Below are 17,077 nucleotides of genomic sequence, written 5' to 3'. Positions count from 1 at the left end.
TCTCTATGGCCAATGCGCCTGCAATTAGAGAATCTCGCTCACGCTCGATACTCAATTCTACTGGAGGCCGCTGTGAAGCGACCTCCAGCGCTCTCGCACGAAAAGCCCACAGGGCTTTTCTTACGCGAGCGCCCTAATTAGTCGACAATCATATCTAACTCAACCAAGCGCCAACTGGTTTCCTGAAACCGGCAGGTGCCGGTTTCAGGCGCGTGTTAGCTGCAAACAGCCCACAGGGCTGTTTGCCTCAAGCTAACGCGCCCATACTAATCATTAAGAAAAAAGCGACTCAGTCTTGAGCCAACTCGTTACCTGAGGCCAGAAATCCCTGGCCTCAGGCGCGTATTGGCCGAAAATAGCCCACTGGGCTATTTTCTTCAGGCCAATGCGCCCATTGGATCCCAAGCCGGGAGCATGGTGGCCGGCTCGGTGAGGGCGGCCTGGTAGTCGGCGGGGAGCATCAACTTCGGGACGGCGACCTCGTAGACGTACTCGGTGAACCAGTCGTCGGCCATGGTGAAGTATCCCTTGTCGGCGACCTTGCAGCCCCAGGAGTTCTCGACGCGCCAACGGTTGGTGGTCGTGCCGTCGTCGGCCACGTCGACGCCGACGAACGCCATCGCGTGGTTCATCGCGGAGTCGCCGTAACGCACGCGGTCTTCCTTGCTCATATCGAAATCGACGTCGTAGACCTTGCCGTACTCGTAGAGGTCGGTGGCCCAGGCGCCGTTGTCGCGGTCCATCATCGGATGGCAGTCCGCGCCAAACCAAGCGGGCGTGCCCTGCTCGGAGAGGATGCGGCGCACGCAGTCCTTCATGAACTGGTTGGGCACGTTCAGGTACTCGGTCGCATCTCCGCCGATGACGTTGCCCAGGTGCTCGATGCCGATCTTCTTGCCCTTGGCGTGCTCGGCGCGCGGGTCATCCACGAGGCAGACATAGTCCTCGAGGTGCGCCGGCCCGACGTACTTCTTCCAGAACTCGACCGGCGAGATCTCGCCGTCGCGGTGGAAGTTGCCGTCCTTATCGGTCCACTCCCAGTCGAAGCTCTTCGGCGGCTCGCCCAAGTGGATGGTGAGCATGCGGTGACCGGCCTCGACGCCCTCATCGACGATCTTGTCGATCGCGGACGGATCGGCGTACATATGCGCCACGGCGGTGTGCAGCATACGGCGCAGCTGCGTGTTCATCTCACTGGTGTTGGTCGACGAGGCGGTCTCCGGGAAGAAGTCCTTCGGCACGGCGCCGTACTTCTTGTAGATGTTCATGGCCATCGTCCACTGGCCGCCGTCACCCATCACGTCGGCAAGCAGGTGCTGCATAAGCTGGGAGTCAGCGGGTTCGCCGGCGCGCACCAGATCGGCGACGTCACGCAGGAAGTAGTTGATGCGCTCGAGCTTGTCGTAATACATCGCATAGTTCTGCGAGAACTCGAACTTGTCAAGATTGAGGTTCTGCTTGGCGACGAAACGCGCCACGTTCAGCGAGCTGAAGAGCCAGCAACGCCCGGAACGGTTCTGGTTGGTGACTTCGCCGTTGTCGACGGTCACCGAGAAACGACGCTGAAGCCTACGGGCACGGTCGTAATTGTGCGCCACCGGGTTGATGCCGGAAGTGGTGACGGCATTCATGGCCAGCGTGTTGACGGGTTTCGCTTCGAAATCGTCCTGCAACTGCCCCAGACGGTCGGCACTCAGCGGCTTCATTTCACTCATTAGACAATGCTCCTTTGGTTGGTTTACTTTCCACCATATTCCATGCGCTGTATCCGACACGCGAATTGCAATCCGAGGTATCGCGAAGCCTTGGAATCAAACGTCATCAATACATATGAAGGAACTGGACAAGAAATCTGGTCGAGAAAATACGAAAGTGCGCCATGACCCAATCGCCACAGCGCACCCAACCGTTATGCAAAACGGGTAAGACTACCGCCTCGCAGGAGCCCCGCCGGCAGGCTCGCCGCCTTCAGGGAAAATGACATCATCGCTGTTGACACGGTTCTGATTATTGGCCGCAAACCTTGCGTTGGCCGGTACCCCGCCATTGATCGGCGCATTGGCAGCAGGTGCGGCAGGCGCATCACCGACCGAAGGATTCTTTTTCGAAGCGTTATTCACCAGATTGGAAAGCTGTTGCATACCGCTTCTGGGAGCGGGATCCTGCTCGGAATCCGAAGCATTGCGCGCCTGCGCCTGTGCCTGAGCCTGAGCCTGTTGACCACCATGTTGCTGCGGGACCTGGGCCGGCTGCTGCACCGGGGCTTTGACCGCATGATTACTAGGCGCGTAAGAGGCCGGCATCTGCACAGCCGCAGCAGGAGCCTGGCCTGTACCGGTAGCGTTGCCCGAGTTCGGGCGCGCCTCGCCTTGGTCTTCGGGCTCGCGCTTTTGGTCTTGTTGCTGGTCTGCCTGCGCGGCATCGTCGAGATCGTTGGCTACGGCATTGACCACCGGAACGTTGACCCCGGACTTCTTGTCATCGGCAAAACCGAATCCGGAGAACGCATTGGTGAACATCGAACGGAGCTCGGTGACACGCTGGGTGATGGTCGATTCGCGCTCCTGGAGATCCTTGATGCGCTTGGCGAGCCCATCAAGCTCGCCCTGTGCGGCCTTGCGCCGTTCCTCGACGCGAGCCTCGGCGTCTTTCTTGGCCTTGGAGATAATCTCTTCGGCTTGCGCGTCGGCTTCCTGACGCTTTGAAACCGTATAGCTGTCGGCCTCGTCCCTCAGATCCTTGGCCTTGGAGACCAGGCTGTCCGCTTCCTTCTTGGCCGCGGCGCGGCTCTCTTCCAGCTGCTTCAACAGATCGTTGACCTTGCTGGTCGCCTCTTCCTGCTGCTTGGAGATATCAGAACGAATCTGCTCGACTTCGGCATTGACCTGGCTCAAGGTCTTGGTGCGCTGGACTTCCGCCTCATCGGCGATGCCCTGAGCCTTGGCCTTCGCGTCATCGGTGATTTCGGTCGCCTTGCGCTGGGCCTCGGTGGTCATGCGGGAGACCTGCTCACGCACGTTGGCGAGTTTCTTGTTGGCTTCGCCCAGAGCGGTCTCGATCTGATCGCTGGCGTCACTCTTGAGCTTGGCGACTTCGTCGTTCGCGGCCTTGCGCTGTTCGGCGACCTGCTGGGTGGCCTTGGCCTTGAGCTCGGCGATCTCGCGGTCCTGCTTCGCCTTTTCGCTGGCGAGACGCTTGTTGTGTTCCTCGCGCGAGTTGGTCAATTCGATTTCGATGGTGTCGCGCTGCTCGGTGACCTTCTTGGCCGTCTCTTCACGCAGTCTGGTGGCATCCTGCTTGGCGGAAGTGGTGATCGACTCGGATTCGGTCTGCGCCTTGGCCAGGATGGTGGCCGCCTTCGAATTGGCCTCGTCGGTGATGTGCTGCGCATCGAGCTTGGTGTTGTTGATCAGGGTTTCCGCCTGATGCTGGGCCGCAGCGCGGGTGCTTGCGGCATCCTGCTTGGCGCGGTTGACCAGTTCCGTGCTGGTCTGCTCAGCGCTGGCGAGCATCTGCTGGGCATTGGCTCCCAAAGAAGCGAATGAATTGCCCTGCGACGCCTTCTTCGCGTTCTTCTTTTCCTCTTCAAGCTGCGCACGCAGTTGCAGAATCGCCTGGTCACTGGAATTGACCTGTGCACGCATGCGATCGAGCGTCTGATGCAACGAAGCCAACTCCTGGTCTACCTGCTCCTTGTTATACCCGCGCAATTCTGTCGTGAAGCGGTCGTCCGCCATAGTGATTCCTTTCGCCTTGCGACCTAAAGCCACAGTTTTTGAAAGCCGATACATACTATTGGCTCATTGTAGTGTATTTTTCAAGAGATTTATGCCGAAACGTCTCTAATCCACACAGACACCACGCGATTCGGAGTGTCCGGATTCTAACGGCTGCCATCGAGGATGGGCCCAAGGCGGCAGCCACTTGAAAATCTTCAGGCCATGAGGATGTTCGATGACGTCGGCTCGAGGAAGTAACGAGCGGTCTGTCGCACCACCACACGGCATGCCTCCACCTGCTGGTTGAATGTCAGACCATGCTGCGGATGGGGTTCCTCGTTGATGATCGGGAGGCTGACGAATCCGGAAAGCACTTTGTGCTGGCCGGTCGTCCATTTCATCAGATTGTAGAAAAGGGAGTTGCAGACGAACGTGCCCGCGTCCGAGCTCAAGGCCGAGGGAATTTCCTCCGAGGCAAAATTATCGAGGATGGAACGCAGCGGAAGTTTCGTCCAGAAGGCGGCAGGGCCGTTCGAAGCGATCGGCTTGCGCGAAGCCTCGTCCGCAGGTTCGAACGGCAGGCCCGTCATCTCGCCGGAAATCGTCGTACGGGCGGTGTCGATGATGTTGTTGGCGCAGCGTTCGAGCAGAATACCGCGAGCCGCGGCTTTGAGCCCCGTGGCAATGACGATATCGGGATGCGTGGCCTGAAGCGTTTCCCTGAGCAGAGGCCAGCACTCGTCGACGCTTATCGGCAGATCGACGGCGTTGATCGATATATCCACGTCCCGTAAGAGGTCATCGCCCTCAAGGCCGGAAGCGTCGCCAAGCCCATCGTCCGCGAGCGCATGCGGCACCACATGCGAAGGGTTGCTTTTGATCCCTTCGTAAGGGTCGAAACCGGAGATGACAACGTTCAAGTGTTCCATGCTCTCCAGTCTAGCGCGGAGTGTGGCGCTGGTTATTTTATAGGGATTTCTATCCGTTTATAATTCTGGCATCAAGAGATTTCGGATATCCCGTGAGGGTTCATTCCACAAAGATTATTCCCGTACGATCAGCGCGAGCAGACGGCCTTCGTGCGATTTATGCGCAAGGCTCGCACGACGATGCGAGTAGAAAAGCGGGTTTTCGAGCGTGCACAGGCTGTGGCGCACCTGGCCGATACGCTCCGAAAGTTTGGGGCTGCCCTCGCCGTCGACGGCGCACAAGGCGGCAAGTTCCGCGTCCTGATCGAGGTATTGCGTGGCGGCACCGACACGTGGGGCCGAGCTGATGACATTGTCCGCCGGTATGCCGGCCTTGGCGAGCTCCTGCAGCGCGGCTTTGGCGATGTCGATGCCGGGGCCGCCGAAGTGGGTTAGGGTGAAGGTCCCCGGGAACTGCGCGTCGAATTCGTCGGCGATCTGGTCACCGACTTCGTAGCAGTCGCCGCAGATGCAAGGGCCGAGCGTGGCCACGATGCGGTTCGGATGTGCACCTTTGGCCACCATCAGATCGACCGCGGCGCCGATGACCCCGCGTTGCAAGCCCTTCCGCCCGCAATGTGCCGCACCGATGACACCCGCCTGCAGGTCGGCCAGCAGCACGGGCAGGCAGTCGGCCGCGAACATGCCAAGCGCCACACCGGTTTTCGAGGTGACCTCGGCGTCGGCTTCAAGACGCGGGTAAGCGGTCGGAGAGTTCACACCGGCTTTCGCTGCGTTTGAAGAAGATTGATTATTGTTGGCGATATCAAAGTTTGATGTTTCAGCCTTTGCCACCATTGCGGAACTATTGCCGGATACGGATTCGCGGATTTCGACGCACGTCTGGGTTCCCATGATTTCAGCGCCGTCAACGGTGTCGATTTCCTCAGCATCCTGTTCCACCGTCAGTTCACCGGTAGCCGCCGCGGATACGTTGCCGTGGCGCTGACCGGAGTCGATAATCGTGCCGGAGAAATCGCAACCGTACGGTGCGTTGCGCTCGAAAAACGTATCGACATCAACGACCTTGCCCGAATGAACCTGCGCCACCAATGAAAGCGGAGCCCCGACGGCCTTGGCCAACGCCACGCGGTTCGCCTGAACTGCGGACGGGCTGTCTCCGGATTTGCCGCCAAGGTTGAGATTGCCCCAATCGCCGGCGCTCAAACCGCCGAGCCGCGTGGTGTAGACGACCTTGACACCTGGCGCCAGGTCGATGGGAATCGTGACGGGAATGGGATTGCCGAATGTATCCGTCGATGGAATGGCATTGCTATTGAGAATCGTGCCATCTTGGTTTGCAGTTTCACTCATGCCGCCACCTTATCGCAAGACACACTCCGATATCAATGCAGCTGAAGTCCAACCTCACGGTCCTCCTCATGAATGTCACCACTCAATCGCCCCATTTCGACCATCTTGGTGCACCAAGACACCCCAAACGAGTGGAAAAGTGTGAATTCTCCCTTAAAAGGTCATCTTGGTGCACCAAGATGCCCCAAATGAACAGAAAAATGTGAATTTCCCCCTTAAAGACCCATCTTGGTGCACCAAGATACGAATATTCGAGAGAATTGATACCGTATTGTCCCAAAACCGGCAACTTGGTGGCACCAACATGGCCAATAACGAGGGTTAAGCGTTCATTACGGTGTCAGAGCGACAGCCAGAGGAGAAGAAATTCTCTATTCAGCCTTGAACGTGCGCTGCTTGGCACGCGAGCGAAGCATCGAGTGTTCGGGCACCGAGAACGGCAACGGCATCGAAAAGACGTGCGCAGGATTGTTGATCTCCTCGACCGGATTGCCGTCGGCGTCTTCCATACCGCCTGCCGCGACCGTATAATCGACCGGCTCGCGTCCCGGAATCAGGAATTCGATGAGCTGGCCGGGTTCGATCTTGTTGCGGCTCATCAGGGTGAGGCGCCGCGCGGCAGCGTCGTAGCCGATCACCTCGCCGACCACCAGCCAGTCGCGGAAGTAACCACCACGATCCGTATTCTGGCCGGCCTTGTGCTCCGGGTAGTAGAAACCGGTGGAATAGTCGCGGTGCGAAACCTTGTAGGGTTCGTCCTTAAGCCATTGGGGCAGCTCGACATGCTTTGGTTCAGCGTTCTGGGCTTTCGTGGCCTCGGCACCCACCAACGCCGGGACGCTCGCGGAAATCGTCGCCTTGGCCGCGGCCTCGGCGCCCGCATTCTGCACGCCACGGAAACCAATGGATCCGCTGGATTCAAGCTCCCCGACAGCGCGGGTCGCCCGCACGACGTCGGAACGACGCACCATGTCGTGCAACGGCTTCAAGCTCTTGCCGTCAGCGTCCTCGAAACCGCGCTGCACCATATATTCATTGACCGCGCACTTGTAGGCATTGGTGATTGCCGCTACGTAATACGCACTCTTGGCCCGCCCCTCGATCTTGAGACTCGAGGCGCCGGCGTCGATCATATCGTCGACATGCTCAAGCATGCACATGTCCTGCGAATTGAAGAGGAAGGTGCCCTCGTCGTTCTCCTCGACCGGGAAGAACTGGCCGGGGCGCTTCTGCTCGACGACGCTGTATTTCCAGCGGCAGGGCTGGGAGCATTCGCCGTGGTTGGCGTCGCGTCCGTTCATGTAGTTCGAGATGAGGCAGCGCCCGGAGAACGCCATGCACATCGAGCCGTGCACGAAGGTCTCGATATCCATATCTTCAGGGATGTTGGCGCGGATGTCGCGGATGGCCTGCAGGTCGAGCTCGCGGGCCAGCACGACGCGGCGCGCACCCAGTTCGTAGAGCGCGTTGGCGGCAAGATAATTGGTCACGCCGGCCTGGGTGGAGACGTGCAGCTCGAGCTGCGGGGCGATGGAATGAGCGGCCATCAACACACCGATGTCGGTGATGATCAGCGCGTCGATGCCGGTGGCGGCGAGGTGGGCGATATAGGTCTTGATATCCTCGACCTCACTGTTGTGCGGCAGGACGTTACAGGTCACATACACCCTTGCCCCACGCTCGTGGGCGTAGGCGGCGCCAACCTTCAGATCATCCATGGAAAGGTTCTTCGGGGCCGAACGCATGCCGAATTCCTTGCCCCCGCAATAGACGGCGTCCGCACCGAAGTCGATGGCCGTCTTGAGACTTCTGAGGCTGCCTGCCGGCGCCAGCACCTCCGGCCTGCGCCGCCGCACCATCCTCGTCTGGATCGGCTCGTTTCCATTGTTTCCGGCCATTACATCATCCTCATTATTCTCATATTCGCCCAACCGCACCGTTTCAGTCTAGACCAACGAGGCCACGGCAACGTGCGACATAACGTCACAACCTCAAGAAGCATCCTGTCACACCCCGACCGTGGAGGTCGTACACACGAGTAGGAATCAAATACGTTGTTTCCAGCATCAACTGCGTCTATTGTGCTGGAAACAACCCATTCTGCGACAATTTTTGCGTTGTTTCCAGCACCTATCATGGATATACTGCTGGAAACAACCCATTTAAGACGCAGAACCGCTATCCGCGACGACGAACACGAGCCCGACTCAGGCGTTGAGCTTGGCGAGCTCCTCGGCGCTGAGCTTGAGGTCGCCGGCCTTGAGGCTGTCGAGAATCGTTTCGGGGCGATGGGCGCCGGGGATGACGAAGACATGACGCCCCAGGCTCAGTTCCCAAGCGAGCACGACCTGCTGGTGGCTCACCCCATGGGCCTGCCCGACCTCGCGGAACGGGTCGTACTTGGTCTCGTCCTTGGCCTTGCGGTAGCCGCCGAGCGGGCTCCAGCAGACGAACGGCAGCCCCAGCTTCTCGCAGTAGTCGAGGGTGTCGCGGGTGGACTGGTAGGTGGGCGAGAACTGGTTCTGCACCGCGACGAGCTTGTCGCCCAGGATCTTGCGCGCGATGTCGATCTGTTCGACCGAGGCGTTGGAGATGCCGGCGAGCTTCGCCACGCCCTCGTCCAGCAGCTGCTTGATGGCCTCGACGGACTCGTTGTAGGGCACGTTCGGGTCCGGGCGGTGCAGGTAGAGCAGGTCGATGGTGTCGACGCCGAGCGCGAGCGCCGACTGCTTGCCGGCCTCGACCAGATGCTCGGGCTGCCCGTTGACGCCCCAGGTCGGGGTGGTGCCGTCTTCGGCGAAGTTACGGAAATGGCCGACCTTGGTGGCGATGGTCACCTCGTCCTTGGGGCCGTCCCAGCTGGCCATGGCCTTTCGTACCAGCTTTTCGCCGGTCTGTTCCTCGCCGCCGGAGCAGTAATACGACCATGCGGTGTCGATGTGACGGCATCCGGCGTCGAGCGCGGCGTGGATGGTCTCGATGCCCTTGGCCTCGCCGAGGTTGTTCTCGATGGTCAGCGGCATCTCGCCCAACCCGATGGCGGTGGTGTCGAGCGGACCGAGATTACGATGTAATACCATATTATTCCTTTGTCAGTATTTATTATCGATGCTCCCAGCCTACGGAACCAAGCGGATTTTCTCCACCTCATTGCCGCCAAGACACTTTGCTGCCGGCAAACGGCACGTAAGCCACAATCATATGCCGTCTACCAGCAGCAAAAAGACGAACTGCTTCTCTAACGAGCAAATAAATAATCGAGCTATGCAAAGTTCGCCTTACAAGCTAAAATACAGACAGTCTCTTTGCGAACGTTGAATAGGAGAAAGGTCGCGATGGCGCCGACGATACCAGATTGTGATTTTATCCGGGAATTGGGATCCGGTTCCACGGCCGACGTGTATCTCTATCGTCAACACAACCTCAACCGCGAGGTCGCCGTCAAAGTAGGAAAGTCCAGGCAGGACCGGAATTTCGACGAAGCGTTCGAAAAAGAAGCGAAGATCATGGCCAAGTTTTCGGCCCATCCCTACATCGTTTCCATTTACGGCTCAGGACTGACCGGCGCAACGCACCTGCCGTACCTCGTCCTCGAATACGCGCCGCACGGCTCCTACAAGGAAATCATGCGCAACCGCAGGCTCACCGTCGCCGAGATGCTCGACCTCGGGGTAAAGCTTACGGGGGCCTTGCAGACCGCGCACCGACACGGCATCGTCCACCGCGACATCAAACCGGCCAATATCCTCATCACTTCCGCGGGGCAGCCGGCCCTTTCCGATTTCGGCATCTCGACGAGCATCTACGAGTCGAAATCACGCACCGGCTTCTCCGTGCCGTGGGCGCCGCCGGAAGTGCTGACCGGCAAAGGCGGCGGCACCGAGACCTCCGACATCTACTCGCTGGCGGCCACGCTGTACGGCCTTCTGGTCGGCAAATCGCCCTTTGAATACGCCTTCCACCCGCGTACGCAAAACGAGCTGGCACAGCATATCGTCTCGGACCGACTGCCGAAAAACGCCATCGAGAATGTACCCAGGCAAATCGAACAGATCCTTTTGAAGGCGATGAGCAAGGATCCGGACGCCCGTTACCTTTCGGCGCAGCAGTTCGGCCGCGCCCTGCAAGAGGCACAGGAGACCTGCGGGCTCAACATGACGCCGTTTGTGGCGGAGGGTTGCGACGAATTCCCCGCGCATCATACGATGCCGCAATCGGGCAAGGGTCGTTTCGGCGCGAAAGTGGCGGTACCGAAGCGGAAACGTTCGAAGAAACCGCTGGTCATCGCCATTACTGCGTTGGCCGCCGTGGCCGTCGTCGCGGCTGTCTTCGTTTTTGCGGTGATACCTCATATGGATTCCAAACAATCGGACGAGCGCACGCAGGTCGATACGATGCAGACGACGCGTTCAAAAGGTCACGATTCCGACAATACCAAGGAAAACAAGAAGAACGGCACCGACGACGCCCAAAAGGATGACATCACCAAAGAGGACGCGGGAGCGGCGGTTCCGCAGGCCACGAACCTCGCGGGAGCCTCGGACGGCCAAAACGTCACCTTCACATGGAGCAACCCCGCACCGAAAGCCGGAGACACCTACGCCTGGTCGGAAGTCCAAGACGGATCAGCCGCGCCGGGCACCCAGACCTCCATCGTCAAAGACCCCAAGGTCACGTTGAACGTGGCCAGCGGCAACCCCCAGACCTGTATCCAAGTGAGTATCGTAAGAGCCGACGGACGCATGTCCGCAAGCCCTACGATGGCCTGTGCGGCCACCAAACAATAAGCAGGCAACACCGGGCGAACAAGAGAGACAAGATTTTAGGTCGGTCGTCCAAGACCGTCCAAAGGAAGAGTAAGGAAGCAGCTGATGAAGGCATCCCGTAAACCACAAGGTGAGCACAGTGTTCGTCTTGCCTTGAGACGCCTGAACTCTCAGACGAACCGCCGCTGGCTCACACCGGTACTCGTGCTGCTATTGCTGCTGGGCATCGTGGCCGGAGCCATCATCATCAACACCCTGACCCGCACCCACGTCCACCTCGACGACGGCACGGTCTGGGTCACCTCCTTGAAGGACCGCAAGGCCGCGCGTTTCAACGTCAAGCTGCAACAGGCCAACGGGGCCGTCGCGCCGACCACCCCGGCCTTCGACGTCAGCCAGCACAACGACGACGTGATCCTGTCCGACGCAGCGAAGGCGCAAGGCATCGTCGCTTCGAACCTCGGCATCCACGGCAAGGCCGAGGTCCGCAATTCCACTTCGACCTTCATCGGTGGGGCCACCGCGGCGTTTTTGAACCATAAGACCGGCAACGTGTGGGTCGGCGATTCCAATAACCTCGATTCCGTCACCCCCAAGACCTCGGCCCCGCAGATGCAGCTCGGAGCCCATGGACTGCTTGCTCTCGACCGCAACGGCGCGGTATACGGATACCGGCCGGCCGACGGAACTGTCCTCAAAATGGACGACGCGCACAGTACCCCGAAAACGCTCAAATCCATCACCGGAGGCAAGCAGACCAACGCCGACAGCTTCACCGTCATCGGCGACCGCCCCGTCATCGCCGTCAAACAGAACATCATGTGGCAAGGCGGCAGCGCGCAGATCGATTCGCGCGGACCGGTGAGCTTGCAGGCCCCGGCCGTCGACGACGCCCAAGGCGACTGGGTGGCGGCAAGCGCACGAAACGGCGTCTTCACGATCGATTTCAAACATGGCAACAAAACCGCCGCGTTTATGAGCAAAGGCACGGCCGAAGCCGCGCAGCCGGTCTCATCCAAGGGCTGCGTGTATGCGGCGTGGTCGCAGCAGGCGCACAACTATATCCGCCTGTGCTCCGCCGACGGCGCGGCCGACGCGAACCAGGGCAGCACTTCCAAGGCGCAATGGCAGACCCTGCAATCCATTTCCCCCACCTCTCAGCTCGTCTTCCGCACCAACCATCGTCTCGTGGTCCTGAACGACGTGACCAACGGCAACGTGTGGAACCCCGACCAGTCCAACAAGGTCATCAAGATTCAGTGGCGTCAAATCGAGACCAAGAAGACCACCAACCAGCAGAAGAACTCCGACTCCGCCAACAATCAGACACAGTTCAAGCCAACGTGCTCCGCCAAATCCGGCGAGATCAAGGCCGAGGACGACAATTTCGGCGCACGCGTGGGCGATCAGCAGATTCTCGATGTGCTGCGCAACGACGAACAGAGCGACTGCTCGGTGCTGCACATCACCAAAGTCGGCCCCGTTTCCGGTGCGGGCATCACCGTGGCCCCCATCTATTCCGGACGCTATCTGCAGCTCGACACAACCGGCGCCACCGCAGGCAAGACAAGCTTCACTTATGAGATCAACGACGGACGCGGGCAGTCCAGCTCCGCCACGGTCAACCTCAACATCACCGGCAGCACGGCCAACCAGCCTCCGGCCCAAACCGACACCCCTCCCGAATACGACGTCGAGCAGGGAGCCACCTTCACCGTGAACGCCTTGGGCAGCTTCACCGATCCCGAAGGCGACGCGATGACACTGGTCTCCGCCGTGGCGCAGAACAACGACCAGGTCGCCATCTCCACCCGCGCCGATGGCCAGCTCGTCTTCAACACCGGGTCGCTGACCGGTGGCCGCGTGGGCGTGGAAGTCACCGTCTCCGACGGACAACATACCGGAACCGGACTCATCTATTTCTCGATACGCCCCGCGAATACGCTGCCGGCCCTGATCGACGCAGTGACCAAGAACACCACGCCCGACACCTCCACCACCGTCGAGCTCAAACAATACGTCCACGGCACCAGCGCGCAGCCACCGGTGCTTTCCGCGGTCAACACCCCGACCGGCACCACGACTTCGACCAATTCCTCCGACCTTTCCTTCACCTTCAAAGCCAGCAACCCTGGAACGTATTACGTTCCTTACACCATCAGCCAAGGCAGCATCGAGGCGCAAGGGCTGGCACGTATGGAGGTACAGCCGGTGGCCGGCCAATCGGCCAAGCCCGTTGCCGCCAATGACGTGGCCCTTCTGGGAGCGGACCGCACCGCCATCGTGGAACCGCTGAACAACGACACCGATCCGATGGGCGGGGTACTTTCCGTCACCTCCGTCAACGTCGACCCGAAGCTCGGCATCAAAACCGGCCTGGTGGCGCATAAGCGCGTCTATATGACCGCCCGGCAGATTCCTACCAAGCCCGTGCGTCTCACCTACACCGTGGCCAACGCGTCCGGCTCGACCCGAGGTACGATAGTCCTGCAGCCACCGGCCCTGACCACCGCCAACGCGGCCCCGAAAGCCGCCAATATCACCGCAAACGTGCGCACGGGCGGCATCGTCAGCGTCGATGTGATCGACCACGTCTCCCACGCCGACGGCACCACGGTGAAGCTGCAGAATTCCCTGCAGTTCAGCAAGAAGACCTTCAAGGGCCTGGTCTTCGTCTCCGGAGACAACGTGCGTTACCAGGCCTCGAACACCCCCGGCGTCTATCCGGTGACCTACACCGTGCGCGACAATCTCGGCAACGCGGCCTCCGGCGTCATCACCATCACGGTGCACGCCAAGGACGCCAACAACAAGCCCGCCCCCACCCCGCAGGATGCGCAGGCGCAGGTGGCCGCCGGCCAGAAGGTGCGTATCCCCATCACCTTAACGGGCATCGACACCGACGGCGACGACGACACCCTGCTCGGCCTCGGCGACAAATCGCCGAAGATGGGACGCATCGATGAGGTCGGCGCCAACTATATGGTCTATGAGGCCTATGGCGATTCCTCAGGAACCGATACCTTCTCCTACGCCGTCGAGGACTGGACCGGCCAGCGAGCCCAGGCCCAGATCCGCGTGGGCGTCTACAAGGGCACCTCGGATTCCGGCGTATACGCGCGCGACGACCAGGTGACGCTGCGGCCCAATACCGAAGCCAACGTACCGGTGGCGCAGAACGACATCTCCGGCGACAACACCGACCTGAGCGTCGACAAAAACCTCCAGGCGCAAGGCATCACCGGCGCCAGCGTCGCCGACAACATGATCTCCTTCAAGACCCCGGCTACCGCAGGAACGTCATACATCGTCTACACTGTGCATGACAAAGCCGGCCTTTCCGACACGGCCACATTGACCGTGGTCACCGATCCGAACGCGTCCATCGAACCGCCGACCGCCTACGATTACCGCGTCCCCTCCGCAGCGACGCTCGACAAGAAATCCGTCGACGTCGATCTCTCGCAATGGATCGCCAACCCCTCCGGCACCACCCAAGAGCTCAAGGTCGACATCGACCCCACAGCCACCGACCACGCCCATCTCAAAGGCGGCGCGAAATCCACCACGGTGACCATCGATCTGACCGACGAGGCCAGAAGCGTGCCCTACACGGTGACGAACACCACCTATCACGTCACTTCCACCGCCTTCGTACAGGTGCCGCAGTACGGCGTCTTCCCGCCGATGCTGCGCCCGAAGGCACCGCCGATAAGGGTCAACGCGAAGCGCAGCGTCAATATCAATCTCGCGGATTACGTGCGCGTAGGTCCCGGTAAGACCGCTTACGTCGACAAGGATTCGATCAGCGCCACCAAGAGCGCCAATTCGGATTACTACGTCAACGACCAGACCATGAAGTTCACCGCGCCCAGGGACTATGCGGGCCCGGCCTCCATCACCTTCACGGTCTCCGACGGCAAACGAGACAACAGCAAAGACAAGAACGGCTCCAAGCAGGCCAGGATCATCAATTCATCCGTGCTGACGTTGCCCATCACCGTCATCGGCCGCAACGTGCCGCCGCCGACCTTCTCCTCCTCCACCATCAGCGTCGCGGCAGGCGAGGACGCCAAGACCATCGATCTGACGGCCCTGACCCACGCCCCCAGCGGCCTGGACGAGGATGAAAAGGACTACACCTATTCCGGCGGCGCGGCATCCGGAGCCATCGAGTCTCATCTGAGCTCCAACGGCAAGCTCACCGTCAAGGCGCCGACCGACGCCACCGTCGGATCGATGTCGAGCATCCCGATCACCATCAAATATTCCGCCGGAACCGTTTCCGCGGGAATTACGGCGCAAGTGGTGCAATCCACACGGCCGCTCGCCAAGATCTCCGGGGTGTCCAAGCGGATGAACGCCGGAGATTCCACCACCGTCAATGTCCTCGACGGCGCCTTCAACCCGTTCCCCGACAAGTCGCTGACCGTGGTGAGCTGCCAGGCCGACGACACCTCGAAACTCAAGGTCGACTGCGGCTCGAAGGGTTCTATCGGCATCCACGCCGCCGCCGACATCGGCGCTTCGTCGAACACCGTGGTGGTCAACGTCCAGGACGCCACCAAGACCAAGGAACGCGAGGTCAGCGCCACCATCACCATCTCGGTGATCGACAAGCCCGCCCCGCCGCTGCTCTCTCCGGTCGCCGGCCAGCCCGCCGACGGCGCGGTCAACCTGAGCTGGACACCCGGCTCGGCCAACGGCAGCCCCATCAGCGACTACGAGGTCGATTACGACGGCCAGAGCAAGTCGTGCGGCGCCGTGACCACCTGCAACGTCACCGGCCTGACCAACGGCAAGACCTACAGCTTCAGTGTCAAGGCCAAGAACGAGGCCGGTTGGTCGAAGCCGTCGAACAAGGTCGACGCCATGCCCGACAAGGTGCCCGACGCACCCAAGGGTATCAAGGTCAAGGGCGACTACCAGAAGGTCACCGTCAGCTGGGACGCACCCAGCTACACCGGCACCAAGCCCGACGATTACACCGTGACCATGAACGGCAAGGTCAAGCACACGAGCGGCTTGAGCCAGACCTTTGAACTCACCAACGGGGAAACCACCGACAATTCAACGTTCACCGCCACCGTACGCGGCCATAACCGGGCAGGAGACGGACCGACGAGCGAGGTCGCTTCAGCCGGCAACAACAACGCTTGGGGCGATCCCGATTCACCGAGTGTGTCCATGTCCCAGACGCCGAACAGCGACAAAGTCAAGGTTTCGGTCATCTTGGGCGACATGCATCATGCAAGTTGCGGTTCCATTGAGACATCAGGTGATATCTCGCCTACGCTCAGCTGTACCGATCTGGATGATACGGTCACTTTGAACGATAGCCAATACAAGAAGACCCAATCCCTGAAAATCACGGTCCATCCGAAGAAGTCGGCGAAGACGGTCAGCGCCGAAACCTCGATCATTCCCGCCTACGACATTCAGACGCCGACTGTCAGCATCAAAAGGGACGGGGCGAGTTGCAACGCCTACATTACGGGCAACGGAAAATACAGTTCGTTCAAGCTCAATGGCTCAGACGTAGGGAAAACAAGCCCAGTACCGTACGCTTCCATCAAGCCTTGGGACACATGCCCGCCGATTAGTGTGGTGGAGACATTGAACGGTGCCGACGGAACAGCAACCACGGCCTCATCGGACGACGTATATGATTCCGAACCGGCAAAGGTCGACGAATTGCCGACGCTGTCATGGTCCGACACGGATCCGAATGTCATCGACGCGACCGGCGGCAAAGTGACGGATTATGGCCACGGCACCTCACAGCTGATCATTCACGTTTCAGGTAAAAATGATCTGCCTTGCGATGGGTGGAAAGCCGGCTCCGGCACACCCTGTAAGGTTCCTGCAGATTACCCCAGCACCAACGCAAGCTATTCCTGGGAAGTCAGGATTACAGCCGACAACAGCATCCATGAACCGGACAAATACAATGCCAGCAAGAGCAGCGGCTCAATGAGCCTGCAAAAAACACGCAAGAGCACAACCACGGGAAACGACGATACGGACAAAGGCGAAGGTGAAGACAAATCCGCCGAATCGCAGAGCCTCGTCGACTACTTCCCCACCCTGCAGAGGATGGTCATCCAGCGTAATCTCGCTGCCGCAGCCAAACAACAGGAAGTGACGCGATGATCACGACCAGGAAAACGAACGAAACGAACGACGTTGCCGCAAAATCGGCCATGCCTTTGCACGGCAACATTCGCGCACCCGAAAAGTACCACGGCAAAATCAACCCATACATCAGTAACAATCCATACATCAGTACCCATCAATCGGCTCATCCGGC

General features: G+C 59.9%; 8 protein-coding genes. 2 read left to right on the top strand and 6 right to left on the bottom strand.

Annotated features, from left to right (window positions below):
- Positions 1-377 precede the first annotated feature (377 nt).
- The 6 genes from OZX75_RS00220 to OZX75_RS00195 all read right to left on the bottom strand — a co-directional run bounded on the left by OZX75_RS00220 (position 378) and on the right by OZX75_RS00195 (position 9,081).
- The gene (locus tag OZX75_RS00220) at positions 378-1,715 is read right to left on the bottom strand and encodes a C1 family peptidase (RefSeq protein ID WP_277146245.1); all 1,338 of its coding nucleotides are present in this window, start codon (positions 1,713-1,715) and stop codon (positions 378-380) included.
- A gap of 213 nt (positions 1,716-1,928) precedes the next feature.
- On the bottom strand, positions 1,929-3,737 hold the full coding sequence (locus OZX75_RS00215; protein WP_277146244.1) for a cell division protein: 1,809 nt from the start codon (positions 3,735-3,737) through the stop codon (positions 1,929-1,931).
- A gap of 197 nt (positions 3,738-3,934) precedes the next feature.
- Complete coding sequence (locus OZX75_RS00210; RefSeq protein ID WP_277146243.1) at positions 3,935-4,648, bottom strand: pyroglutamyl-peptidase I; 714 nt, start codon at positions 4,646-4,648, stop codon at positions 3,935-3,937.
- Positions 4,649-4,762: 114 nt separating this feature from the next.
- On the bottom strand, positions 4,763-6,001 hold the full coding sequence (locus OZX75_RS00205) for a purine nucleoside phosphorylase YfiH/LACC1 family protein (protein WP_277146242.1): 1,239 nt from the start codon (positions 5,999-6,001) through the stop codon (positions 4,763-4,765).
- Between the two features lie 371 nt (positions 6,002-6,372).
- Positions 6,373-7,860: a peptidase U32 family protein gene (locus OZX75_RS00200; protein WP_277147545.1), complete on the bottom strand. Its 1,488-nt coding sequence runs from the start codon at positions 7,858-7,860 to the stop codon at positions 6,373-6,375.
- Between the two features lie 348 nt (positions 7,861-8,208).
- Positions 8,209-9,081: an aldo/keto reductase gene (locus OZX75_RS00195; RefSeq protein WP_277146241.1), complete on the bottom strand. Its 873-nt coding sequence runs from the start codon at positions 9,079-9,081 to the stop codon at positions 8,209-8,211.
- A 294-nt stretch (positions 9,082-9,375) separates the two neighbouring features.
- Between OZX75_RS00195 and OZX75_RS00190 the strand changes: the two genes are divergently transcribed.
- The gene (locus OZX75_RS00190) at positions 9,376-10,788 is read left to right on the top strand and encodes a serine/threonine-protein kinase (protein WP_277146240.1); all 1,413 of its coding nucleotides are present in this window, start codon (positions 9,376-9,378) and stop codon (positions 10,786-10,788) included.
- An 81-nt stretch (positions 10,789-10,869) separates the two neighbouring features.
- Positions 10,870-16,920, top strand: coding sequence for an Ig-like domain-containing protein (locus OZX75_RS00185; RefSeq protein WP_525930296.1), 6,051 nt, complete (start codon positions 10,870-10,872; stop codon positions 16,918-16,920).
- Positions 16,921-17,077: the final 157 nt, after the last annotated feature.

The organism is Bifidobacterium sp. ESL0800, assembly GCF_029395355.1.
In the GTDB taxonomy this organism is placed as follows: domain Bacteria; phylum Actinomycetota; class Actinomycetes; order Actinomycetales; family Bifidobacteriaceae; genus Bifidobacterium.
Note: the sequence above shows the minus strand (reverse complement) of the source record. Positions and strands in the feature narration are given on the sequence as shown.